We start from the raw sequence: 23,924 nt of genomic DNA on the forward strand, positions 1-23,924 counted from the left end.
CATGCGAACGAGTGGGATCGGGGTAGCGGTGCGGCGGCCGGAACTGGCCGACGGTGTCGCACGTGCGGCGGCCGCAGCGGCGCGGCCCGTGGTCGATGTCGATCTGGGGCAGCCGCGCAGTCTGTGGGCGACGACATCGTGCCTGGTGGTCGACATCGATGCGGCGCGGGAGCTGATCGCTGCGGTCGGCGAGGTGCGGCTGCCGAGACGCGACGGGGTAGCCGTGGTGTGCGCGCACGCAGGGCTCGAGGAGTTGCGGCTCGGCATGCACCTCGGGGCGGCGCAGGTGTTCGCGCTGCCGGAGGATCTGCGTGCGTTGGCCCGATTCCTGTCGGGCCACGAGGCCGACGGTGCCGAGACCTCCCAGGTGGTGGCCGTGCTGGGTGGACACGGTGGGGCGGGTGCATCGCTGTTCGCTGCCGCGCTGGCCCTGGCGGCCCCGGCACGTGGCCTCAGTGTGCTGGCCGTCGACGCCGACCCGTGGGGTGGAGGTCTCGACCTACTGCTCGGCTGCGAGGACATGCCGGGTCTGCGGTGGCCGGATCTGTCGCTGCGCGGCGGCCAGGTGCCGTCCGGGGCACTGGTGGCCGCCCTGCCCGGCCGCGCCGACGAGCTCGCGGTGCTCTCGGCTGGACGTGGCGGCGCAGATATCGGCACAGAGGCCGTGCTCGCGGTCCTCGACGCCGGCCGCCGTAGCGTGGGGATCACTGTCGTAGACCTGCCCAGACGGGACGACGGTGTGACTGCGGCCTGCCTGGAGGTCGCGGACCTATGCGTTCTCGTCACGGCGGCCACGCTCCGCGGATGCGCTGCCAGCCGCGTCGTCGCCGACGCGCTCGGGACCCGTGCGCGAGCGCTGCGCCTCGTCGTCCGCGGCCCCGCACCGGGTGGCCTGCGAGCCGTGGAGGTCGAGCGGGCCGTCGGTGTGCCGGTCCTAGCGGCCATGCGTGCGCAGCCCGGGCTCGACGCCTCCGTCGACGGTGGCGGGCTCCGGCTGCGCAGGGGCTCGCCCCTGGCGGACGCCGCGGGACGGGTTCTCGACGGTGTCCGCGGTCGCGCTCAGCGCTCTGGGGCGGGGGCAGTCGCATGACCGGCGATCTGCTCTCCCGCGTCCGAGACCGGCTGGCGCTGCACCCCACGCGACTGACGCCGGAGGTGATGGCTGACGCGCTACGCGCGGAATGCGGTGGAGTCCTCGGTGATTCGGAGCTGCTCGACGGGCTCGCCTACCTGGAGAAGGAGCTCGTTGGCGCTGGGCGGCTGGACCCGCTACTGGCGCGCCCGGACGTTGCAGACGTTCTGGTGGTGGGGCCGGACCGGGTATGGGTCGACCGCGGACGAGGGCTCGAACGCACGGACGTGCGGCTCGAGGATGATGCGGCGGTGCGTCGCCTGGCCACTCGGCTCGCCTTGACCGCGGGACGTCGGCTCGACGATGCTCAGCCCTGGGTCGACGGGCACCTGCCCGGCGCAGCTCGTTCCGGAACCGGGATACGGCTGCACGCGGTGCTCCCGCCGCTGGCGCAGAACGGGACCTGCATCTCCCTGCGCGTCCTGCGCCCGGCGACTCAGACGCTCAGGTCGCTCACTGCGTCCGGGGCGGTCCCCGCCGAGGTCGCTGCACTGCTCGAGGGGATCGTGCGGGCGCGCCTCGCGTTCCTGGTCGTCGGCGGTACAGGGAGCGGGAAGACCACGCTGCTCAACGGCATGCTCGGCGAGGTCGCACCCGCCGAACGGATCGTCTGCGTGGAAGACGCACGGGAGCTGAATCCGGTTCATCCCCACGTGATCTCGCTGCTCGCCCGCGGCGCCAACGTGGAGGGCGCAAGGGAGGTCACCGTCCGCGACCTGGTGCGGCAGGCGCTCCGGATGCGACCGGACCGGATAGTGGTGGGGGAGGTCCGCGGCGCCGAGGTCATCGACCTGCTCACCGCGCTCAACACGGGCCACGACGGCGGCGCCGGGACGGTACACGCCAACTCGCCCACGGAGGTGCCGGCAAGACTCGAGGCGCTCGCGGCGCTCGGCGGTATGACGCGGGCGGCATGGCATTCTCAGCTCGCCGCAGCGATCTTATCTGTATAGTGTCACCGCGTGTCTCAGACTGTCGCAGAGGACGAGGTGGGCGAGCCGTCATCGTCTGAGACGGGGTTATCTGATGTGTCAGACACCCTGGACGGTTCGTTATGAACTTGTTCTGTCTCAGTCAACGCGGCAACTGTTCAGCCGGGGGCATCGCCGCGCCCCCAAACTGCTCCGTGACATCCCCCGCGCAGGCGGCCCCTGCGGAGATGGTGGTTATAGCTGCGAAGCTCCGCGCTCGTACCGGTTGGGACGCCGAAACCTTCGTCACTGCAACGGCTTCCAAGACACTCGTCCGCCGCGTGCAGTCCCCTGCAGCAAGAAGCAACCGAGCACGAGAAGCGAATCCTCAAGCATCTCGTGACCGCTGACATTCATCGGAGCGCCGCCCCCCGTCCGGCGGTTCAGTTCGGCCGTATAGGTGTTCCTACGCCAAGATCTGCACCGCGGGCCACGCCCAGGTCTCCACCCAACGCGGCGGAAGGGCCTTCGCTCCCTGGCTGAACCTATCAGCCCTCACATCAATTAGACGAACCAGCCGCGCAATCGTTTCCCTTCAAACGTCGAGAAATCCACGAGGCCCGTGGTCGGATCGTCTGATATCATGTCGCAGCTACATCTCGGGGTATAGACAGAGGTAGAGGTAGGGGTTATTTTGTTACCGACAATCAACGAGTTTATCTACCCTGCGAGCCCGTCACGGATCAACGCTTACGAGATCCAGGAGAGTTCCGATCCACGGTATCGATTCGATGTTTTTATAGCCTCGCCCGAATTGCCGATAATGCACGTCCAACGCAGCCTTCCCGGCGGTTTCATCAAGACGGGCGTTAGTCCTTCCGATCAGTATCAGGTCTGTCTCCGCTATTCAGGCCAATTTCCTGAGACACTGCCGGACTTGCTGGATCTCCTGAAGGATCGTCTTTGTCTGCCGACTGGCAACTGGGCGCCGCTGGACCTGGCTTTGGCTCTGGACTATTACAAGATTCCTCCAGCAGAAGATGGTGGAGAATGGAAGAATACTAACTCGGGCGAGCTGGTGTCTCGTGCGAAATATTGGGTATCGGATCCAGGTATGCAGCGCCTTTGTCGCGAGAAAATTGTCGAGAAGGTCGCAGATACGATTAGGCGGCACCCGATACTTAACAGTGCTAGCCGCATAGTAAGTGTTCCAGGGTCGAAGGGGAATGGCAGCAGCGTCGGAGAGAGTATCGCGGCAGGAGTTGCCACACGTCTCGGGCGGCCGTTGATCTCGACGATTGGACCTGTCCGACCTGAGAGAAAAGGGGATCAAGCTGCATCGATAGCTGGTCTGTTCTCCGTCCCCGAGATGATCCACGGCAACTGCGTTATCGTGGACGACGTGTGGAGGTCCGGTGAGACTGCGGCCGAGGTCGGACGTGCGGCCCGAACGGCAGGAGCCAGCGCCGTCCACGCTGTAGTTGCTGCGAAGACGATGAGGCGTTGACATGACAACAACGGCTGAGACTCTACGTGCGCTCACGGCGTTCGAGCATTACGGTAGTCCTGCTAGGGCTGCTCGAGCATTGGTCGACCCGGACCCGGCGCTGTTGCGAGACGCCTGGAAGGCTCTATCCGGCGAGTCGCGCCAATCCCTCAAGGCCGAAGCTGCAGACCTGGACGCCCGAGGAATCTACGCAGTTAACGCTGGAAGCTCACAATTTCCGGAAAGTCTCATGATCGGGACGCGCCCCGTCGTGCCGACTCTCTTCTGTCACGGCGATATCGCATTATTGACGGCGCCCGGAGCAGGAATGTGTGGGTCCAGACGCGTCAGTGATTTGGGGCTTAGGGCTGCTCGCGCGTGCGGCGTAGAAGTAAGCGAACGTGGACTAACGGTCGTCTCGGGGTATGCGAGAGGTGTCGATACTGCTACTCACCTGGCCGCGCTTGACAATGGTGGTCAGACGGTCATTGTCCTCGCGGAGGGTATCAATTCGTTCAAAGTTAAGTCTGAGTTCTCCCGGAGCTTCGATCCTGCGCGAGTTCTAGTCGTCTCCCAATTCCGCCCTACGCAACCGTGGGCAGCATACGCTGCGATGGCGAGAAATCACGTCATATTCGGTCTCGGCAAAGCTCTAGTAGTCATCGAAGCTGGTGATCGCGGGGGAACGTTGGCCGCCGGCCGCGACGCACTCAAGCGCGGCCGGCCGGTGTTCGCCCTGAACTTCGGTGCAGACACGCCGGTTGGCAATCGACTGTTGATAGACGCGGGAGCCCGCGCCATCACCTCCCGCACAGAGCTCGGCCACGCGCTCGATCGGATACAGCCGGAGAGTCGGCAAGAGACTCTGCTGTAGGAGCAGCGCCGACGCGTGTCACTCCTCGCGGCCACTGACGCCAACCGTCGCGCCGCATGCGGAAACGCACCATCTGGGTCTGGCCGAACGAGACGCTGGCCGGATTCCCCGGTCCGCGGTATCGCCGGACTGCCGCCGCGGATCTGCACCCGCGTGGTGCAGGGAGCCGGCCGCTGCACCCGTGGGCCCAAGGACTGGGCAGTCGTCGTCGTCACCGGCGCCGAGCTGCTGCGGTTCCTGTCCCGAACAGAGATCCGCCGAACCCTGCCAGTCGAACTGCAGGCCGAGATCGCCTTCGGATTCGAGCAGAGTCAGCGCCCGGCGGATGAACTCGTCAGCCTCGCCCGAAGTGCGCTCGTCCAGGACGACATCTGGCAGGAGGACGCCGAACCCGAACTGGGAGACCTTCGCCGGGAACACACCCGCCAGCTCGACCCCGCCGCCGCCTAACTGGCCACCAGCGCCTCACGCGAGGTCCACGCCTGGGCCAAGGCGTGGCAACAGGACTGGGAGGGGGCGACTCGCGCCGCCGTGCAGGTAATGGAGGCCCTGCCGGGCGACGACCTAACGCCCGTACCGGGCGTTGTGGGCGTACCTCGGCAGCGCATGGTCGGAGCGCCACGGATCGCTGTGAAGTGCGGCCTTTCCGGCCGAGAAGTTCGACCCACAATCGGATGAATGGGCACGGGTCTCGCAGCGATGGACCTCACTGCATGCTCGGCTGCCGGCCCGGCGGTCTCGCCGCGCCTGTCGTGCCGCGCTTCCGGCACGTGCGACATTCTGAGCATTTCGTCTGATTTCGGAATGATCGCCGTTATGTTTCTGTTTAGCACCAACATCAGGATATCGATCCGTCTCTTCGGACGGGTATCGAAGATCTTCTCCACCTGGTCATCCGTGGCCAGTGGCCGCAGTCTCGGACCCGCGACTGCGGCCCTTCATCTCCTGAGAGGGCACGACGATGACCCGGAAGACCCGATCCGCTCGGTGGCTTGGCGCCGCCGCGACAGCACTGCTGATTACGACGGGAGGGATCGTCCCCGCCGCTGCAGCACCACCGTCTCCCTCCCCGACCCCACCCGCCGCGAAGAGCAAGAAGGCGACCACAAGAACCACCAAAGCCCCTGGCTCCAGAGGGGCTTTCGCGCTCCCGAACGCCGTCGGCTCATGCGGCGAGAACCGATTCACCAGCTGCGGCATCTTCAACGCGACGATCGACCAGTTCGCCGGGATCCCTGGAGGACCGTCAACGCTCATAGGCTCATGGCACATCGAGTTCCTGATGCGAATGACCTCCGCCGCAGACAGCGGCACCGTGACCGTCAACGTCACCGCGGAGGTAACCGCGACCGGCACACCGGTCCCCGGGGCATGGCACCTGTACCTGAGCTACCTCGACAGCGACGCGCCCGGAGGTCAGTCGTTCAAGCAGTTCGACGTCGCTCTCGTGCCTGGCCTGGTCGCGAACGGCAGCGGCACGTTCACGCCCGCCGCGTACAATACGGCCCCGCCCCGCACACGGCTGGTCTATCGTTGGGACGACACGACCCCCGTACCCGGCGACAACGGAGTGGGAGCGACGACCTCAGGTCTGGAGGTTCGCTGCGACAACGTCGTTCGCGCCACGGTCGGATGCGTCAATCCCAACTACCTTCCCACTGTGAACTTCCCGAACGCGCCCACCGTGACCAGTCACATCCGCGCCGCGCAGGCCCAGGGCAAGCCGTCGACGCTCACGAAGAACAGCCCGGCCACTGACGCCAATCGTCGTGCCGCGTGCGGAAACGCAGAAGCGGTCCTCGGTCCCAAGCCCAGCCCCGACAGCACCTGCGATGAGTACCCCTTCGCATCGACCAGCGAAGGCGGCGCAGGTGCTTCGATCGCATGGGTACCCGCCGCGGAGAACAGCTCTCAAGGGGGCACCCTGGCAGGGATGACCGCCGCCAACCGTGTCATCGATGGAGACCGGTACGACGTCATCCCGTGACGGCGGCAAGCCCCAACGACGAAGGGACAGCACAGATGATCCATACCCCCGTAACAGCACGCGGCCGCGTCAAGGTCACCTACGGCCAGTTTCTCATCACCGACGGAGATAGCGTCCTGGACGACCAGTTGAACGACCCCGCATCGATCCGGTCTGTCGCTGGATTCATCCAGGTTGCAACTGGATTCGTGCGCGTCAGCGTCAACACCGACACCCGGTTCGTCGGTGTCACGGTTCACATCCGCGACGGCGCAGACGACACCGACGTGACAGACGACTGCGAGGGCGAAGCCGAGTTCGACGTCGAGTTCCCCCGACCCGCAACGGTTGGCGGCCTCGACGACATCGACGCTCCACCCGATCGCAGACTGGTGGACGGCGACCTGCGAAGCCTGTCAATACCGCCGGGGCGGTACCGCATGCGGGTCACCGGAACCGGGATGAATGCTGCACTCGCCGAACGAGACAGAGGTGAAATTGCTAACCCGCAGGATCAACCTACGGATCCTGATCTGCTAACTGAGCGGTTCACCATCTGGGTCTGGCCGAACGAGACGTCGGCCGCCACCGTGGTGCACAGGCAATACAAGCTCCCGGCGTAGAAGGGCACCGTCGTCAGACTCGGCGCCAGGACGGCCCCCTCATGTGGCGGCGGCCTGGCGCCGAGTCAGCGGAGGGCGACCGGAGCTGGCCAAAGATGGACGGAACGGAGCTTTGCGTCGGTTTCACGGGCACTGATCCTGTCCCGTGCTCGCTGGGCTCGGGCTCTGATCGATGGAACCGGACCGTGTCCTGATGCGTCTAATTGATGTGGACAGGAACGACGAGGAGGCGACGGTCAACGCGGACGGCGGTGTCGGAGGTGAAGGTGATATCCAGGCATTGCCTGCTCATGTGGAGGCGTGGTTCGCGCAGGAGCGGGCCGCGAACCGCGCGGCGCGCGGTGAAGCTCGCCCGCCGGGACCGGACTGGCCGGTATGGGAGGCGGAGTTTGCTGCAGGCGGTGACCTAGGTGATCGGTGAAGCGCTTGCTCACGGCGGGGTGAGGCGCTCGATCTCGGCGTGAGCGGCAGCGAGGGCCCGATCCTGCGCCTGCAGTTCTGCGCGTAGGCGGTGGATCTGTTCGTCTTTGTCGCGGATGGTGCGGCGCAGGGCGTGGATGACGCTGTCGTCGGTGGACGTCGGTGCGGGGGGTGTAACTGGCGTACTAGGTGTGTTGCGTTGGGCGCGGATTCGGTCGGCGAGGTCCGGGTGCCGGTAGATGGTGGCACGGGATACTCCGGCCTTGGCTGCGACGGCGTTGATGTTGACGGGCTGCCCGGCCTTCTTCAAGGTGCGTCGTGCGGCGTCGATCCGCTTCCGGGTGTCTTCGGATCGCGGTGTCCCAGATAGCTGCACGACGTGGAACGGGACACCGTCGTTGAGTAGCTCGGTAGCGCGGGTGTGCCGCAGCCGGTGGGTCTGGGTGAACTTCAGCGGCTGGCCGGCGAAGTCGGTGAGGCCGTGGATCCGGTCGAGCTGCGCGAGGGAAGCACGGTAGGTGGCGTAGGGCCGGGGCTCGCGGCCGCGGAATTGATGCTTGACCCCGATGAACAGGTACTTCGAGTCGACGCCGGGGAAGGTGTCTGTCAGCCATTGCTGTTGTTCTCTGATGACGTTGACCACCGCCTGCTCGACGAGGATCGTCGGCACGACGCCATCGACCTTGGTCTGCTGGTATCGCAGCTTCGCGACGAAGGTGCCGTCGTCGACTGCGCCCGGCGGCCTCTCGGCGCCGGGGATCGCCTCGATAGGGTCGTGGTCGAGCGTCAGGATCTCCGATGCGCGGCGTCCCGTCATTGCCTACAACAATCACGCCCGGGCAGCCTGTGGGTCGCCGAGTCCTGCCACGTAGGAGCGGCGGCCGTCCGGGTGGACGATCTCGACCATTTCGTCCCGCGGTGCGGTGAGCATGTCGAGGTAGGACAGCATCCGCTGCAGGTCGGTGGTGGCGTACCAGGTCAGCTCCCGACTGCGCGTTGAGTTGCGGGTGTGTGCGGACGGGCCCCACAGGCGGGTGTGCGCCGGGGTCAGCTCGTTCCACCGGTCGTCACCGGTTGCATCGGCGGCCTCGAGACCGTGGTCGGTCACGAAGGTGTAGAAGGTCTGTGCCTGTGACTGGATCTGCCCGACCATGTAGTCGGTGAGCCGGCCGCCGTCGCGGCCGACATCGGGACGACGCAAGTAGGCGGTGTACTCCGTGAATACCGCCCGCAACCGCCGTGGGTCCTCGGTGATCCGTGGGTCGTCGCAGCCTATGCCGGTCAGGAACGGTCCGAGGTGCCGGGCGGCCGTGCGGCACCGATCGGATGCGGTCGACCAGCGCAGCATCTCCGTGGTCAGTGCTGTCCGCAGATAGAACCGCATTCCTTCGCGCAGCCAGACCGGGGTGATCCGGTCGAATCGGAGGCCGGTCTCGAGCATCGGTTCGTGCTCGCGGCGCGGGATCCGCGGGTCGATCCGTAGGTCCCAGGTGTCGTGTACCCACCAGGGCAGGTCCCGGCACCGCACACTCAACAGCAGGTGCAGCTGGTGGATGTTGCGCTCGATGTGGTGCCGCGACGAGCGGCCAGGCAGCTGCCCGTTGCGGCGTTCGAACCCGACGACCGCGTGACGGACCACCTCGCTGGGAACGAGGTCGGTGATGCTCTCGCGTAGCGATGCGTAAAGAGGCGCGCACTGACGCCTGAGATCGGTGCTGAGCGCCCAACACGCGCTCACCGGAGGTCGTGCACGCGGCGAATCGGTCACCGCCTGTCGGGACTGCCTGGGATACTTTCTGCGTGGCCGTGAAGATTAAGCCCCCTGAGGCGAACACCGAATTCAGTCTCGCGAACTGGTCTTACAACCTCGACGCCTCGCGAGTCGACCCGTGGCACGAGGACATGGGTTTGTTCCACTACACCGATATTGGAGGCTTGTGGGGGATACTTTCAAGCAGTCAAATCTGGGCCACTCATACCTACTACCTAAACGACTCGTCCGAGATCGAGTTTGGCCTATCCTGGATCAATGAATTGCTCAAGAACGGCGAGAAGGAGGCCGCGAAACTGGTCGACAAGGAGGCTGACGAGGAATGGGCCAGCACGGCGTATGTCCTGCACAAGCTGTACCAGTTCGTGGGTGCTGCAGCATTAACCTCGCGCGACACCTTGCTTCGGGACAGCGCTCCGTTTGTCTCATGTCTGTCGTGTGCAAGCGACTCCCTGACACAGTGGCAGGCATATGGCAACCGAGGCGGGGGTTACTCAATTCAGTTCGACGGACAAGCGTTTGAAGACTCGATCCAACAGGTGGATGAGAGTGGTGGCATGCTAACAGACCAGCCAACGATCACTGCAGCGCTTGTTGAGTATCAGACATGGAACCTGCAAAAACGTGTAGACGAAGCGGTGAACGATTTTCTCCAGGGAACTCGAGCAGGGAAGGAAGGCGATCTAACCTACGATCAATCCCCGTCTCTTCGAGCGTTTCTTAGGCGACTAGTCGAGATATCAATGCTCTTGAAGCACCAATCCTTCTGGCCGGAGCGGGAACGACGTATCTGTATATCTGGCGGTGCAGAGACCTTCTATTCACAGTCCGCATTAGGGTTGGTTCCGCGAATGCGGATCGGTTTCGATCCCAAGTCTGTGCGTGAGGTTATGGTTGGTCCGGGCCCGCATGAAGAGGCCCGAAAATACTCGATCGAGAGATTTTTGGCCGGTCAACCTGACCTGAGTCACGTCGCGGTGACCACATCCGAGGTCCCTTACAGGGCGCCCTGAGCCGGGTCTACTCCACCGCCCCCGCATGAGAGCGGAGGCGATGTTCCCGTTGGGTGTGGTCAGGCTTCGTCGGTCGCGTCGTCGGCCTTGGTGCGGCTTGGCCTCCTGCTCCTTGAGGTAGGCCGCGTACTGGCGCTTGAGCGCGGTCAAGTCCTTGGAGTCGAACGCGTAGCGGGCACGTCCTTCCTCGGCACGCTTGTCGTAGCCGACAGCGCGAAGGAACTTGCGAAACGTCTTGGCGTCGGGAGTCCCGACCTTCTCGGCAGCCTCGATGGTGGCGAAGTTGGTGGTAGCCACGGTGATTGGACCTTTCGGTGCGGTCGTGAGCGTTGCTCACGGTTGAACGTGAGGACCATAAGAGACCGGGGCCGGCTGTCCAAGGTCGTAGGCGAAAGAGCCACGTGAGTGCTGTGACCAGCAACGACACGTGCAGCACGTCCACACGGGCACCCGAGCGCAATGCTGAGCGCCCGACTGCGCAATACGCGCACATCGACGTGCGCACACTTACGCGAGGCGCACGGGACGACTTGGGAACCGATCGCCAGGCCGGTGCGTCCAACTGGTGTGGACGATGAACAGCTCGACCAACTCCTTGAGGACTACTGGCTGGCGTGGGTGACTAGCCAAGCGGTGGACGTGCCGCCCGAGGTGGACGAGCGCATCATTGCGACGCTGCGCTCGTTTCCTTTAGAACCGGCACAACGTAGACTTCAATCCCGCGCGCCGCGAGAGACCTCACCTGACGCCCCAAATTGACACGAGTGAAAGTGAAAAGATTGTCGGCGCTGAGGGGTGTCTTTTCGCGCGCTAATACAATCACCACATTTTTGGGCTTCACGGGGTAGGTATTGCCGTCTCCGCCCTTCTTCTTTATTTTGGCGCGTAGCTCCTTCTTGGCTTGGTCGTCGTAAGTGAGTGTGTCGGTGGAGACTAACGCCTGTGCGATCAAATGGCTTGCTGGCGCAGACGAATGAACATGCTTGACGTGGATGAACGTTCCACCAGGAAGCATCACGTCACAAGCCTCGATGCGCCCCCTTTTGCCGGGGCCGGATACCAAGTCCTTATCCAGGCACAGCCCTTTGAGGTGGAGGGCTAGCTCTTCGTTATAGGCGGCTTCGTCTACGCCGGAACGCCAGACCTGAAGGTCTGATATCGGTGCGTCCTTCTCGAAAATCTCATGGGTTCGTCGACCTACCGAGTCGGCGTACGTCTGGTCCATAATATACCAAGTTCCGCTGTGCAGGAAGTAGCGCTTCCCCTCCTTCTCCGTCTCGTAGGTCAGCCACTTTCTGAGTGGCAAGCGTGCACTAGTGAGGGTGTTCGGGTCGGTGCTTTCATAGAGGAATACGGCGAGTTTGGCAAGCATGATCGGCCACATATTTCGCTCGTACTTTTTCAGTGGCGCGATGATGTCTTCGAACGACGGCAGACCGTCAGTGACGCCACGGCCTCCTGCTCCAGTAATTTTATGAGCTTGAGCAATTCCGAACTCGTCCAATGTCTCGTGCGGCCAAGACAATCCGAGTCGATATGCCTGCGGATCATCTGATGCGATGCAGTCGAGGAGCTCTTCGTCGAGTTCCTCGATGAGATCCTTGCTCTTGATTCGAACCAACCGTTCTAGGTCTGCGAGTTCGTCGCTAGCAGGCGGAGAAGAAAGAATGCTTTTGATCCTGCTGATATTGCCTAAGAATCCTTTCGGCTTGCACGCTAGGGGCATGCTCAGTGCATCAGCACCCTTGACGGTAACGAATTTTCCATCGCCGATTCCCGGCACTTGCCCGCTGGCAACCACCCTGCTTGCCACCTCGCCGATATCTTCGAAGCCGAAGCTCCGAAGTGGCGCGCCAGCGGGAATCGATGACCTGTCCGTCTTCGCGCGTTCGTCGAGCGATGTCTTGGTTATGGACTGAAGGCTCATTGGGTTCGCGCACCGAATAGCGACACGCTGCCCAAACCCGTTGTCCACAAAACGCTGGTCCAGCAACTGGAACCCCATGCCGAATGAGAGCGCCCACGCAACAGTCTCGCCGTCGTCGGTCCCGTCATCAGGGATGAGCAGGACCGCGGCAGGAACCGAGTTCTTCAGCGTTATTGAGGTCCCGGTCAATTCGGCGAGCGTGCTTCCCCACTTGACAGACGACTCAGGAGTGCTCCCCCAGTACAGAAGCCCGGGGGTTCCGTCGATCTCAACATGCTCTTGCGTGAACTCTGAGTACTTCTCTCGGATCGCAGCTTCGAGGGACGGGAGCCCGACTAGCCTGTAGAGCGACACACGTGACTCTGAACTTCGTTTCCGTGCCATCGGTTCCTCCCTCGATCGCCCCGCTTTCACGCAGCATACGAGAATGCGGTGAGCGGCGGGGGCGAAGCTGCGTGTCTCGATTGATAGGGGTGTAAACGCGCACGTTGGGATACGCGATCGGCACCATCGCGGCGGCGGCGTTCGGGGCCGTCCTCTACACGGTCGTCACCGGAGACGACATAGTCTCCGGACTGTCGTCGATCATCGCGAAGGCACTGAACACGTCCACGGGATAGGGGCGCGGCTGCACGCCCGCGGCGACGGTGAGCGGGTGGCTGCGGTCGTCTCGGCGGTCGCGCCGCCAGGCGCGCGCTTCGAGACGTCCGAGAGCGGCGAAACCGTGACCGTCCGGGTGGAGACGTCCGTCCCGCTCCTACCAGGCCTGACGCTGAGCGCGTCGGCGGTCGCGGCCATGGAGCCTGGAGCCGGCGATGGCTGATCGCCTGCGCTCGCTCGTGCGGGCCGACGACGGGGTCGCGACGGTGTTGTGCGCGCGACACCGGGCGCAGGCGGCGGCGGACCTTTCTGCGCTTGCCGCCGCGGCGTCCGTGATCGACCCCGAGGGGGCCTGCGGGGCGGCCTCGACCATCGCGGTGGCGAACGGCGGCGAAATGGCGTCGTGCACCGTCGACGGACTGGACGCCGTTGTCGTAGTGCACGTGCCCGCCGCCTTCGCCCTGTTCGTGGCGGGCGCGGCGACCGCATCGGCCCGCGCGGGCCCGCGGTGACGGCGACTGTGGCCCGCTCGCCGAACCCGCTGCACTGTGCACGGCATTCGGGCACAGTGGGCGCGTGGCATACGACGAGGCGTTCGCGGAGCGGATCCGGGACCTGTTGGGTGGCGAGCCGCTGATCACCGAGAAGCGGATGTTCGGCGGCCTCGCGTTCCTGGTGGGTGGCAACATGGCGGTCGCGGTCGGTCAGGGGCTGCTGGCACGCATGGAACCTGATCTCGCCGATCGACTCTCGCAGGGTGAGCACGTCAGCACTGCGATCATGGGTGGTCGGTCCATGCGCGGCTGGCTCCGCATCGCCCCCGAGGGGGTGGCCACCGACGAGGACCTGCGCGCGTGGGTCGACCGATCGGTCGCGTTCTGCCGCGCGCTACCCGTCAAGGACCGCATCGTCGGTACGCCGATCGGCCGCGCGGACTGATGCCCGCGAAGCCCTGCGCAACGGCCCCGACCCAGGCGCAGGCAGTATGGCGCTTATGCCGTGCATCAAGATCTGTGGGCTGAGCACCCCCGGCACCGTCCAGGCCGCGGTCGACCAGGGGGTCGACGCGGTCGGTTTCGTCTTCGCGCCGGGTAGCCCGCGCACCGTGTCGCCGGAAGAGGCGGCTGCGCTCACCGCCCTGGTCCCTCCGGAGGTCGAGACCGTCGGTGTGTTCCGCGACCAACCGATCGACGAAGTGCTCATGGCGGCAAGGGAATCAGGTGTGACCACCGTCCAGCTGCACGGTTCCGAGCCGGCGCGGGACCTGGACGAACTCGCCGCATCGGGCATGCGCACGTTGCGGGCGGTGTCGGCGGCCCGGTACACGGAATGGCCGCACGAATGGCCGCGGGACCAGCGCCTCCTGATAGACGCCGTCGCCCCCGGATCCGGGAAGCGTTTCGCAGCAGTGGACCTGCCGTCGCCACCCGCTGGGTTCTGGCTGCTGGCCGGCGGCCTGGACGCGACGAACGTAGGGGAGCTCCTGCGCATGCACCGTCCGTCGGGAGTGGACGTGTCCAGCGGTGTCGAGGCCTCGCGCGGGGTCAAGGGCATCGATCTGATGGCCGGATTCGTCCGCGCCGTCCGCGCGGCGGTCTAGTTGGGCGTGGCGACATCACCCGAGTGCCGCGAGCACCAGGTCCAGTACGACGACGGCACCGGCTTTGTCGAGGGGATCGTTTCCGTTGCCGCACTTGGGGGACTGGACGCACGATGGGCACCCGCGCTCGCATTCGCACGCAGCTACAGCTGAGCGGGTGGCCGACAGCCACTCGCGCATCATCGCATGCCCGCGCTCTGCGAAGCCCGCGCCGCCGTCGTAGCCGTCGTACACGAACACCGACGGCAGCCCGGTGTCCGCGTGGAGCGCAGTCGACAGCCCGCCGATGTCCCAGCGATCGCACGACGCGACCAGCGGCAGGAGCCCGATCGCCGCGTGTTCGGCGGCATGCAGCGAGCCAGGCCAGCGCTCCTCCTCCAGTCCGGCGGCGAGCAGCGCATCCTCGGTGATCGTGTAGAGCGCGGCGCGGGTCTCGAGGGTCGTGGCAGGCAGCTCGAGCTCCACCGCGTCGAGCACCTCACCGGTGCGCAGCGTTCGCAGGTACCCCACGACCTGCTGCGTCACCTCTACTTCGACGAACGACATCGTCACCGCACCGAGCGTCGCCGTGTCGAGCACGCCGGTGACCGACACCTCGGTGACGTCTCGGGCGGATGTGGTCCAGTCCGGCTCCTCCGCATGTACGAGAGCGACACCCTCGGAGAGGTCCAGGGAATCCACCACATACGACTGGCCACGGTGGATGTGCACGGCACCCTCGTGCACCGTCGACATAGCTCGCACGGTGTCGACGGTGCCCAGGAGCTGCCCCGTCTCCTCTACCACGATGAGTACTTCCGTACCAGAACCTCCCCGGATGCCGACGCCTCCATGCGGTTCCACACCGGGCGCGATGAAGAAGCCTGCCGGCCGCGCACGCAGCAGGCCCTCGTCGACGAGCCGTTCGATGACGTCCGACGCGCCCAGTGCGTCCACCTCTTCCCGCGTCAACGGCAGCTCCATCGCTGCGCACAACATATGGGGCGCAAGGACGTACGGGTTACGTGGGTCGGTGATCGTGGCCTCGACGGTACGATCCAACAGTGCCTCGGGGTGGTGTACCAGGTACGTGTCGAGCGGATCGTCACGCGCGACGAGCAACACCAGCGATCCTTGCCCGCGGCGGCCGCTGCGCCCCGCCTGCTGCCAGAACGATGCGACTGTGCCCGGGAATCCGGCGACTACTACGGCGTCCAGGCCGGCGATGTCGACGCCCAGTTCCAGGGCGTTGGTGGTCGCGACGCCGAGCAGGTCGCCGTCGGCGAGGCCGCGCTCGAGCGCACGCCGGTCCTCGGCGAGATAGCCCGCGCGGTAGGCGGCTACACGCGGAACCAACTCCGGTGCGGACTCCTCGAGGAGGCCACGACAGCGCAGGGCCGTCGTCTCCGCGGCGTGCCGTGATCGGACGAACGTGAGCGTGCGCGCCCCCTCGACCACGAGGTCGGCCATCATGCGGGCCGCCTCCGCCCCGGCCGACCGCCGCACGGGCGCCCCGTTCTCGCCGGTGACCTCGGGCATCAGGGGCGGCTCCCAGAGGGCGACGGTGCGCGCGCCGTGCGGCGACCCGTCGTCGGTCACCGCCTGGCACTCCGCCCCGATCAATCGGTTCACCGCCGCACCGGGATTCGCGGTGGTAGCCGACGCGGCGATCACCACGGGGTGGGCGCCGTACCGGGCGGCCACGCGCAGTAGGCGCCGCAGGACGAGTGCGGTGTTGGACCCGAACACGCCGCGGTAGTGATGGCACTCGTCCACGACGATGTAGCGCAGTCCCCGCAGTAGCCGTGACCATCGCGCATGGCCCGGAAGCAGGCCCATATGCAGCATGTCGGGATTGGTGAAGACCCAGCGGCTGTCGGTGCGCGCCCAGCGTCGCATCTCGTGCGACGTGTCGCCGTCGTACATGGTGGGTGCGATCGTCGCGAAGTCCGCGCGACCGTCGATCATCGCGGTGACGGACCGTAGCTGATCGGTTCCGAGCGCTTTGGTCGGTGAGAGGTAGAGGGCGGTCGCCCGCGGGTTGGAGGCCAGGTCGGTGAGCACGGGGACCTGGTAGGCGAGGGACTTACCGGACGCCGTGCCCGTGCAGATCACGACGTGCCTGCCCGCGTGAGCGTGATCCGCGGCGATCACCTGATGGCGCCACGGGCGTTCGATGCCGCGCTCGGCGAGCGTCTCCCGGACGGCGGGAGCCACCCAATCGGGCCAATCGGCGAGATCCGCTCCCCGAGAGCCGATCTCCCGGACGTGGGTGACGGGGGACTCGCCTCCGCCTGCCCCGGCCTGCACGCGGTGCAAGAGTTCTTGACCGAAGGTGTTGTGCGACAACTAGATTCTCTCGTTCGTATGCAGCGGCAATGCGTGCCCGCGCATGCCGAACGACCATGCTACCGGCCGTATGTGCCGTGCCCATGTCCGAGATCGATGGTTAACGACAAGCAAATTCTGCCTGTGAGCTGTCAATGGCGACGAAATCGTGATTGACTGTGTGCGGTCGCAGCTCCGCCGGAGTCGGTCCATTCAGCTGGATCGGGGTCGGGGGGTCGAGGTTGCGGGCGTGGTACTTGAGGATTTGAGCGTGGGGGAATCTCCTACGAGCGGCTCCATGAAGGGTATGGCGGCCGGAACCGGCCAGGCGTCGCCTAGGCGGCGTCCAAACCGGTAGCAAGAAGGTAAGGAAACAAATGGCACAGGGAACTGTGAAGTGGTTCAACGCGGAGAAGGGATTCGGCTTCATCGCGCCGTCCGACGGCTCCGATGACGTCTTCGTCCACTACTCCGAGATCCAGGGGTCGGGCTTCCGCACCCTGGAGGAGAACCAGCAGGTGGAGTTCGAGGTCGGCCAGGGCACCAAGGGCCCGCAGGCCACCGGCGTCCGCGCGCTCTGAGCCTCACCCACGCGAAGACTTCGCACTGACGACGGTCCCCCCAGACTTCGGTCCGGGGGGATCGTCGTCTCTCCGGACTCGCGACCGCCGTATCCGGACTCGCCGCAGACGACGTTTCTGGGCGTCGTTACGGACAGATTCGCTCTCCCGGAGCCGACAACTGGATTCTGCGGCGGCACATCCGCCGTCATAGGGTTGTGGTGTGTCCCAACTGTCCCTGTTCTCCGCGGATCAGACCGCGCCGTCCGCGGCCGATCTGGCCGGGCTGCTCGCGGCCGCGGGCCAGGTGGTCGCGGTCGGCGGACAGGCCCGGGTATCCGTGGTGGTCGCCGACGAGTGGCGCGCGGATGCCATCGCCGCGATGATCGCCGGAACGGGACTGATCGCACAGCGAGGCATCTCGGACGAGGGCTCGCCCGTCGTCGGCACCGCACCGTCGCCGGCGTTGCTTCCGCTCGCGCAGGAATGGACCCGCGGTGCGGTCAAGCTGGCCCCGCCCACCTGGGTCCCCGGCCCCCGCGCAGTACGGCTGTGGGCGCTCGCGTCCGGCCGCGCCGACGACGAGGACGTGCTCCGCTACGAGCTCGGCCTCGACCCGCACAGCCCGGAGTCCTATTCGACCCTCGCGACCGCCCTGATGCGCACCGGAGTCGCGCCGACGCTGATCGGGACCCGAGGCTCGCATCCCGCTCTCCGCGTGTCGGGGCGTCGGCGGCTGACCCGGCTTGTGGAGATGATCGGCGAGCCACCTGTGGACCCCGCTGCATACTCTGCGTGGCCGCTCGTCTGACGCGTCTCCGGCGATATGAGGTGGACTGCGCAGCGGCACCTGTATATAAGGTGGAGCCCGCGGTGCGACATACTGCGCACTGCGTGGCGTTACGCGAAGCGGACCATTCGAGCCGGAGACCAGCCGGTGGTCGAGGGACGTGACGGGCGACGGGAAGGGGAACTACATGGCACAGCGCGCGGGAGCGGGGACCAAGAACTCGAACGGTGTTCGCCGCCTGGTGATCGTGGAATCCCCTGCCAAGGGCAAGAAGATCGCCTCGTACCTCGGGAACGACTACACCGTCCGCGCGTCGATGGGCCACATCCGCGACCTGCCTAGTGGTGCCGCCGAGGTCCCCGCCAAGTACAAGGGTGAGCCCTGGGCGCGCCTCGGGGTCGACGTCGATCACGGCTTCGAGCCGATCTACGTCACGTCCCCCAGCAAGAAGTCCACGGTCACCGAGCTGAAAGCCCTGCTCAAGGACGTCGACGAGCTCTATCTCGCGACGGACGGTGACCGCGAGGGGGAGGCCATCGCCTGGCATCTGCTGGAGGCGCTCAAGCCGAAGGTCCCCGTCAAGCGGATGGTTTTCCACGAGATCACGCCGCAGGCGATCCTGGCCGCGGCCGAGGACCCGCGTGAGCTCGACATGAACCTCGTCGACGCGCAGGAGACCCGCCGTATCCTCGACCGGCTGTACGGCTACGAGGTCAGCCCCGTGCTGTGGAAGAAGGTCATGCCGCGGCTGTCGGCGGGCCGCGTGCAGTCGGTGGCGACGCGCATCATCGTCGACCGTGAACGCGAGCGTATGGCGTTCCGCTCCGCTGCGTACTGGGACATCGCCGCGAGTATCGATGCGGGCGCCGACGCGACGCCCCGGCGCTTCTCCGCGCGTCTCGCCGCCGTCGACGGGGACAAGATCGCCACCGGTCGCGACTTCGACTCGCGCGGGCAGCTCAAGCGGGCGTCCGGTGTCGTCGTCCTCGACGCGCAGCGCGCGACCGCACTGGCCGACGGCCTGCGCGACCGGCCGATGACGGTGACCTCCGTCGAGGAGAAGCCCTATACCCGCCGCCCCTATGCGCCGTTCATGACGTCGACGTTGCAGCAGGAGGCCGGCCGTAAGCTCCGCTTCTCCACCGACCGCACCATGCAGATCGCTCAGCGGCTGTACGAGAACGGCTACATCACCTACATGCGTACCGACTCGACGACGCTGTCCGAGACGGCCATCAACGCGGCGCGTAACCAGGCTCGGCAACTCTACGGCTCCGATTTCGTGCACCCGAGCCCGCGCCAGTACACGCGGAAGGTGAAGAACGCGCAGGAGGCGCACGAGGCGATCCGGCCCGCCGGCGATACATTCCAGACACCGGGCCAGTTGGCGTCGGTGCTGAACAGCGACGAGTTCCGGCTCTACGAGATGATCTGGCAGCGCACCGTCGCCTCGCAGATGGCCGATGCCAAGGGCACCACCCTGAGCCTGCGTATCGAGGGCACGTCGAGCACGGGCGAGGTCGCGCAGTTCACGGCGTCCGGTCGGACCATCACGTTCCCCGGCTTCCTGTCGGCCTACGTCGAGACCCTCGACGAGACCAGCCTGGGTCAGGCGGACGACGCCGAGTCGCGGCTGCCGCAGCTGCGCGAGGGGCAGACGGTGACCGCAGCGGAGCTCACGGCGGACGACCACACCACCAGCCCGCCCGCGCGGTTCACCGAGGCCTCGCTCGTGAAGACCATGGAGGAGTTGGGTATCGGGCGCCCGTCGACGTATGCGTCGATCATCAAGACCATTCAGGACCGCGGCTACGTCGTGAAGAAGGGCAACGCTCTGGTCCCGTCGTGGGTCGCGTTCGCGGCGACCGGTCTGCTCGAGGGCTATTTCGGGACGCTGGTCGACTACAACTTCACCGCCTCCATGGAGGACGATCTCGACCAGATCGCCTCGGGCGACGAAGGGCGCACGCAGTGGCTCTCGCGCTTCTACTTCGGCGGTGAGGATCCCGACGGCCGCGACGAGACCGCCGAGGCCGACCACGGCGTCGGGCTCAAGCAGATGGTCGGCGTGAACCTCGAGGGCATCGACGCCCGTGAGGTCAACTCGATCCCGCTGTACCGGGACGCGGAAGGCCGGACTGTGTTCGTCCGCGTAGGCCGGTTCGGCCCGTACCTGGAGCGGACCGTCGTCGGAGCCGACGGTGCCGAGGAGAGCCAGCGCGCCAACATCAAGGAGTCGATGACTCCCGACGAGCTCACCGAGGAGGTCGCGGAGAAGCTCTTCGCGACGCCGCAGGACGGGCGGCCGCTGGGTGTGGACCCCGCGACCGGCCACGAGGTCGTCGTCAAGGACGGGCGCTTCGGGCCGTATGTGACCGAGATCCTGCCCACTCCCGATGAGGGCCCGGACGATGGCGAGGGCAAGCCCGCCAAGAAGAGCAAGAAGCCGGACGGGCCCAAGCCTCGGACCGGGTCGCTCTTCAAGAGCATGGACATCGAGACCGTCACGCTCGATGACGCGCTCAAGCTGCTGTCGTTACCCCGCGTGGTGGGACAGGACCCGGAGTCCGGCGACGAGATCACCGCGCAGAACGGCCGCTACGGGCCGTACCTGAAGAAGGGCTCGGACTCGCGGTCGCTGGCCGACGAGGAGCAGTTGTTCACCGTGACCCTCGACGAGGCGCTGAAGATCTACGCCGAGCCGAAGCGCCGCGGCCGCGGGGCCGCGGCCGCCCCGCCGCTGCGCGAGCTCGGGTCCGATCCGGCGTCCGGTAACCCGATGGTGATCAAGGACGGCCGATTCGGTCCGTACGTGACCGACGGTGAGACCAACGCCTCCCTGCGCAAGGGGGACGAGGTCGCGACTATCACCGATGAGCGTGCCGCGGAGCTGCTCGCGGACCGGCGCCTGCGCGCCCCGGCCAAGAAGAAGGCGGCGAAGAAGACCGCCAAGAAGGCGCCGGCCAAGAAGACGGCCGCGAAGAAGACCGCGGCGGCGAAGAAGACCACCGCCGCCAAGAAGACCACCGCTGCGAAGAAGACCACCGCGGCGGCGGCGAAGAAGGCGACCGGCGCGTCGGCGACCGCGACCGCGGAACTCGACCCGCCGTTCTGACCCCGAACGGCCGCTGAAAGCTACTCGGCGAATCGGGGGCGGGCGAGCTGTGTGAGCTCGCCCCGGCCCCGCAGTTCGACGCGTTCGCCGAGAACCCACAGGTCGCGCTCGGCCTGTGTAGATGCCGCGACGGCGCGGCCCGCGGCGAGCAGGCACGACGGCTCGTTCTTCGCGAGCTCGGTGATACGGGCTGCCTCGTTCACCGGGTCACCGATCACGGTGTACTCGAAGCGGGCCTTCGCTCCGATATGGCCTGCGACCACGGTGCCCGCCGACACCCCGATGCCGAAGCCGGTGCCGCCGAGCACGTCCCGCAGCTGCCCGCGCATGTCGCGCGCGGCCGCCAGGGCAGCGCCCGCAGAGTCGGGGTGGTGCAGCGGCGCGCCGAAGATCGCGAGTGCGGCGTCGCCCTGGAACTTGTTGACGAACCCCCCGTGCAGGTCGACGGTGTCGACGACCACCTTGAAGAAGTCGTTGAGCAGCTCGACCACGGCGGCGGGCTCCTCGCTGACGGCGATGCGGGTGGATCCCACCAGGTCCACGAACAGCACCGACACCTCGCGAATCTCCCCGCCCAGCTGCGTGCCGTGCTCTAGCGCCTGGCGCGCCACGTCCTGGCCGACGTAACGGCCGAACATGTCGCGCATCCGCTGCCGCTCGGCTAGGTCGTGCACCATGTCGTTGAACCCGGCCTGCAGCAACCCCAGCTCGGACGAGTCGTAGATCTTCACTGATGCCCCGAAGTCGCCGTCGCGCACGCGACGCTGCGCCCGGAAGAGCTCCTTGATCGGATCGCCGATCGCGGACGACACCCGGATCGTGCCGAGTGCGCCCGCCGCGAGCGCCACCAGGCACAGCAGCAGGACCGGATTGACCACAGCCGTATCGGTCGTGTCGATGATCCCGAAATGCTCGATCAAGACCACCATGATGATCCCGATGATCGGCATCGCCGTACCGAGTACCCAGCTCAGCATGATGCGGGTGGTGACGGAGAGTCCCTTCGTCCCCTGTGGCTCCTGCGCGAGCGCGGCGACCGTGATGGGCCGCAGTACCCGCTCGGTCTGCATGTACGACAGGGCGCAGGTCGTGCCGGCGCCGAGCAGCACCGTCAGCGCGATCACCACCGAGACGCGCCGTGAGTGGTCGAAGTTGACGAACACGAAGATGCAACCGCCGACGAACCACAGGGCCGCCTGCAGCAACGCCATACGCAGCGGCAGTGAGAGCGCGCGCTTCGATATCCGGGGGTCGTGGGGTGCGCTCCGCCGGTGCCACCGCAGCACCGGCATCGTCATATACAGGCCGACCGCGGTCCCGATCACGCTCGCCAGCGTGAGATAGCCGACGAAGAGCACCAGGTTGACGCCACCGATCGACTGCAGCTGCACCGAGTCGTCCACGGGCAGAGCGAACCGCAGGAAGCCGAACACGAAGACCGCGCCCACGATGTTCGACCGCAGGATGTCCAGCGCGAAGATGGGCCAGGGTGTCTTGGCGAGCCAGCGCGCCAGCCGCAGGGCGCGGCTGATTCGACTGGGCGCTGTGGACACCCACCCAACTTAGCGTGAGCTTCCGTGGCCGAGACACGGCTAGGCTGGTGTGCCGTGAGTGGTGTGTTCGACCGGTTGGTCGGCCAGGATTCCGTGGTCGCGACGATGACCGCCGCGGCGCAGGCCGCGCGGGAGGTCGCGCTGTCCTCGGGCACGGTCGCGGATCTCGCCGGTTCCGCGATGACGCACGCCTGGCTCTTCACGGGTCCGCCCGGGTCGGGTCGCTCGGTGGCCGCCCGCGCGCTGGCCGCCGCTCTCCAGTGCGATGACCTCGATCAGCCCGGGTGCGGCCGCTGCCGCGCATGCACGACGGTGCTGGCCGGTACCCACGCCGACGTGCGCGCGATCGCGCCCGACGGGCTGTCGATCGCCGTCAAGCAGATGCGCGAGGTGGTGGCGGACGCGTCGCGGAGGCCGTCCGTGGGGCGCTGGCAGGTGGTACTCATCGAGGACGCCGACCGCCTCACCGAGCAGGCCGGGAACGCGTTGCTCAAGATGGTGGAGGAGCCGCCGGACCAGACCATCATCCTGCTGTGCGCACCCAGCGTGGATCCAGAGGACATCTCCGTGACCCTGCGGTCCCGGTGCCGGCATGTGCCGCTCGTCACGCCGTCGGCGACCGCGATCGCTGCGGTCCTCGAGCGGGACGGCATCGACGGCGAGCGTGCCGCGTGGGCGGCCGGGGTGAGCGGGGGCCACGTCGGGCGCGCGAAGCGCCTGGCAACCGACCCCGACGCGCAGGCGCAGCGCAAACAGGCGCTCGCGCTGGCGCGTGCCGCCACGTCCGACGCGGTGTACGGCGCCGTCGAGAAGCTCTACAAGGACGCGGCGACCGCGGCGAACGATGCGAACGCCGAGATCAACGAGCGCGAGACCGAGGAGCTGAAGACCGCGCTCGGAGCCGGCGGCACGGGTCGCGGCACCGCCGGTGTCATGCGGGGCAGCGCGGGCCAGATCAAGGACCTCGAGAAGCGGCAGAAGGCGCGGGGTACGCGTGCGGTCCGCGACACGCTCGATCGTGCGCTCATGGACCTCGCCTCCCTGTTCCGCGATGCCCTGGTGCAGGGCACGGGAGCTTCCGTGACGCTGATGCATCCCGACGAGGCCGACCAGACCCGCCGCCTCGCCGGGTTCGCCTCACCCGAGCGCCTGCTGCAGTGTGTCGAAGCGATCCTCGCGTGCCGGGAGGCCATCGATCAGAACGTCAAGCCCGTCGTCGCCCTCGACGCCATGGCTGCCGGGGTCTCCTCCGCCCTGCGCAGGTCGGGGCGCTGAC

Annotated in this window: 21 protein-coding genes; 16 read left to right on the forward strand and 5 right to left on the reverse strand. The window is 66.5% G+C overall.

Translation table 11 applies throughout. The features are described 5' to 3' along the window. The first annotated feature begins 1 nt into the window (after window position 1). The 6 genes from ssd to P0W64_RS02950 all read left to right on the forward strand — a co-directional run bounded on the left by ssd (window position 2) and on the right by P0W64_RS02950 (window position 6,992). Window positions 2–1,090 carry a septum site-determining protein Ssd gene (gene ssd, locus P0W64_RS02925; RefSeq protein ID WP_275478563.1) on the forward strand — a complete coding sequence of 363 codons (1,089 nt, stop codon included), beginning with the start codon at window positions 2–4 and terminating at the stop codon, window positions 1,088–1,090. Next, window positions 1,087–2,085 carry a TadA family conjugal transfer-associated ATPase gene (locus P0W64_RS02930; protein WP_275478564.1) on the forward strand — a complete coding sequence of 333 codons (999 nt, stop codon included), beginning with the start codon at window positions 1,087–1,089 and terminating at the stop codon, window positions 2,083–2,085. The genes ssd and P0W64_RS02930 overlap by 4 nt, the downstream gene beginning before the upstream one ends. A gap of 1,466 nt (window positions 2,086–3,551) precedes the next feature. Then, window positions 3,552–4,403, forward strand: coding sequence for a DNA-processing protein DprA (locus P0W64_RS02935; protein ID WP_275478565.1), 852 nt, complete (start codon window positions 3,552–3,554; stop codon window positions 4,401–4,403). 153 nt (window positions 4,404–4,556) lie between these two features. Then, on the forward strand, window positions 4,557–4,853 hold the full coding sequence (locus P0W64_RS02940) for a hypothetical protein (RefSeq protein ID WP_275478566.1): 297 nt from the start codon (window positions 4,557–4,559) through the stop codon (window positions 4,851–4,853). Window positions 4,854–5,685: 832 nt separating this feature from the next. Beyond that, window positions 5,686–6,390 (forward strand): NucA/NucB deoxyribonuclease domain-containing protein, encoded by a 705-nt coding sequence (locus P0W64_RS02945; protein ID WP_275478567.1) that lies wholly within the window; start codon window positions 5,686–5,688, stop codon window positions 6,388–6,390. Next, the gene (locus tag P0W64_RS02950; protein ID WP_275478568.1) at window positions 6,387–6,992 is read left to right on the forward strand and encodes a hypothetical protein; all 606 of its coding nucleotides are present in this window, start codon (window positions 6,387–6,389) and stop codon (window positions 6,990–6,992) included. Before P0W64_RS02945 ends, P0W64_RS02950 begins: the two co-directional genes overlap by 4 nt. 430 nt (window positions 6,993–7,422) lie before the next feature. Here the strand turns inward: P0W64_RS02950 and P0W64_RS02955 are convergent, their stop codons facing one another. Both P0W64_RS02955 and P0W64_RS02960 read right to left on the reverse strand, forming a co-directional pair. Beyond that, window positions 7,423–8,229, reverse strand: a complete 807-nt coding sequence (locus tag P0W64_RS02955; protein ID WP_275478569.1) for a TetR family transcriptional regulator — start codon at window positions 8,227–8,229, stop codon at window positions 7,423–7,425. 12 nt (window positions 8,230–8,241) lie between these two features. Next, entirely contained in the window at window positions 8,242–9,150 is a 909-nt protein-coding gene (locus tag P0W64_RS02960) for a hypothetical protein (RefSeq protein WP_275478570.1), read from the reverse strand. 62 nt (window positions 9,151–9,212) lie between these two features. Between P0W64_RS02960 and P0W64_RS02965 the strand changes: the two genes are divergently transcribed. Then, entirely contained in the window at window positions 9,213–10,196 is a 984-nt protein-coding gene (locus P0W64_RS02965) for a DUF2971 domain-containing protein (RefSeq protein WP_275478571.1), read from the forward strand. A gap of 664 nt (window positions 10,197–10,860) precedes the next feature. Here the strand turns inward: P0W64_RS02965 and P0W64_RS02970 are convergent. After that, window positions 10,861–12,477: a DUF6119 family protein gene (locus P0W64_RS02970; protein WP_275478572.1), complete on the reverse strand. Its 1,617-nt coding sequence runs from the start codon at window positions 12,475–12,477 to the stop codon at window positions 10,861–10,863. A 134-nt stretch (window positions 12,478–12,611) separates the two neighbouring features. On the opposite strand from P0W64_RS02970, the gene P0W64_RS02975 reads away from it, so the two are divergent. From P0W64_RS02975 to P0W64_RS02995, 5 genes are all read left to right on the forward strand, one after another. Continuing rightward, window positions 12,612–12,743, forward strand: a complete 132-nt coding sequence (locus P0W64_RS02975; RefSeq protein ID WP_275478573.1) for a DUF4244 domain-containing protein — start codon at window positions 12,612–12,614, stop codon at window positions 12,741–12,743. Window positions 12,744–12,751: 8 nt separating this feature from the next. After that, entirely contained in the window at window positions 12,752–12,946 is a 195-nt protein-coding gene (locus tag P0W64_RS02980; RefSeq protein WP_275478744.1) for a TadE family type IV pilus minor pilin, read from the forward strand. Next, window positions 12,939–13,235: an Rv3654c family TadE-like protein gene (locus P0W64_RS02985; RefSeq protein WP_275478574.1), complete on the forward strand. Its 297-nt coding sequence runs from the start codon at window positions 12,939–12,941 to the stop codon at window positions 13,233–13,235. The genes P0W64_RS02980 and P0W64_RS02985 overlap by 8 nt, the downstream gene beginning before the upstream one ends. A 64-nt stretch (window positions 13,236–13,299) precedes the next feature. Next, on the forward strand, window positions 13,300–13,662 hold the full coding sequence (locus tag P0W64_RS02990) for a TfoX/Sxy family protein (RefSeq protein ID WP_275478575.1): 363 nt from the start codon (window positions 13,300–13,302) through the stop codon (window positions 13,660–13,662). 55 nt (window positions 13,663–13,717) lie between these two features. Continuing rightward, window positions 13,718–14,323 carry a phosphoribosylanthranilate isomerase gene (locus P0W64_RS02995; RefSeq protein ID WP_275478576.1) on the forward strand — a complete coding sequence of 202 codons (606 nt, stop codon included), beginning with the start codon at window positions 13,718–13,720 and terminating at the stop codon, window positions 14,321–14,323. Between the two features lie 15 nt (window positions 14,324–14,338). On the opposite strand, the gene P0W64_RS03000 is transcribed toward P0W64_RS02995, so the two are convergent. Next, a complete protein-coding gene (locus P0W64_RS03000) occupies window positions 14,339–16,651 on the reverse strand; it encodes a DEAD/DEAH box helicase (RefSeq protein WP_275478577.1) in 2,313 nt (770 codons plus the stop codon). Between the two features lie 356 nt (window positions 16,652–17,007). Between P0W64_RS03000 and P0W64_RS03005 the strand changes: the two genes are divergently transcribed. The 3 genes from P0W64_RS03005 (at window position 17,008) to topA (ending at window position 21,095) form a co-directional block, all read left to right on the forward strand. Next, on the forward strand, window positions 17,008–17,211 hold the full coding sequence (locus P0W64_RS03005; protein ID WP_275478578.1) for a cold-shock protein: 204 nt from the start codon (window positions 17,008–17,010) through the stop codon (window positions 17,209–17,211). A gap of 202 nt (window positions 17,212–17,413) precedes the next feature. Next, the gene (locus P0W64_RS03010; RefSeq protein ID WP_275478579.1) at window positions 17,414–18,001 is read left to right on the forward strand and encodes a hypothetical protein; all 588 of its coding nucleotides are present in this window, start codon (window positions 17,414–17,416) and stop codon (window positions 17,999–18,001) included. 166 nt (window positions 18,002–18,167) lie between these two features. Beyond that, entirely contained in the window at window positions 18,168–21,095 is a 2,928-nt protein-coding gene (gene topA / locus P0W64_RS03015; protein WP_275478580.1) for a type I DNA topoisomerase, read from the forward strand. A gap of 20 nt (window positions 21,096–21,115) precedes the next feature. Here the strand turns inward: topA and P0W64_RS03020 are convergent, their stop codons facing one another. Beyond that, window positions 21,116–22,648 (reverse strand): adenylate/guanylate cyclase domain-containing protein, encoded by a 1,533-nt coding sequence (locus P0W64_RS03020; protein WP_275478581.1) that lies wholly within the window; start codon window positions 22,646–22,648, stop codon window positions 21,116–21,118. Window positions 22,649–22,702: 54 nt separating this feature from the next. On the opposite strand from P0W64_RS03020, the gene P0W64_RS03025 reads away from it, so the two are divergent. Beyond that, entirely contained in the window at window positions 22,703–23,923 is a 1,221-nt protein-coding gene (locus P0W64_RS03025) for a DNA polymerase III subunit delta' (RefSeq protein WP_275478582.1), read from the forward strand. The last annotated feature ends 1 nt before the right edge of the window (window position 23,924 follow it).

Origin of the sequence: Tsukamurella sp. 8F, from assembly GCF_029167375.1 — a bacterium.
Taxonomy (GTDB): domain Bacteria; phylum Actinomycetota; class Actinomycetes; order Mycobacteriales; family Mycobacteriaceae; genus Tsukamurella.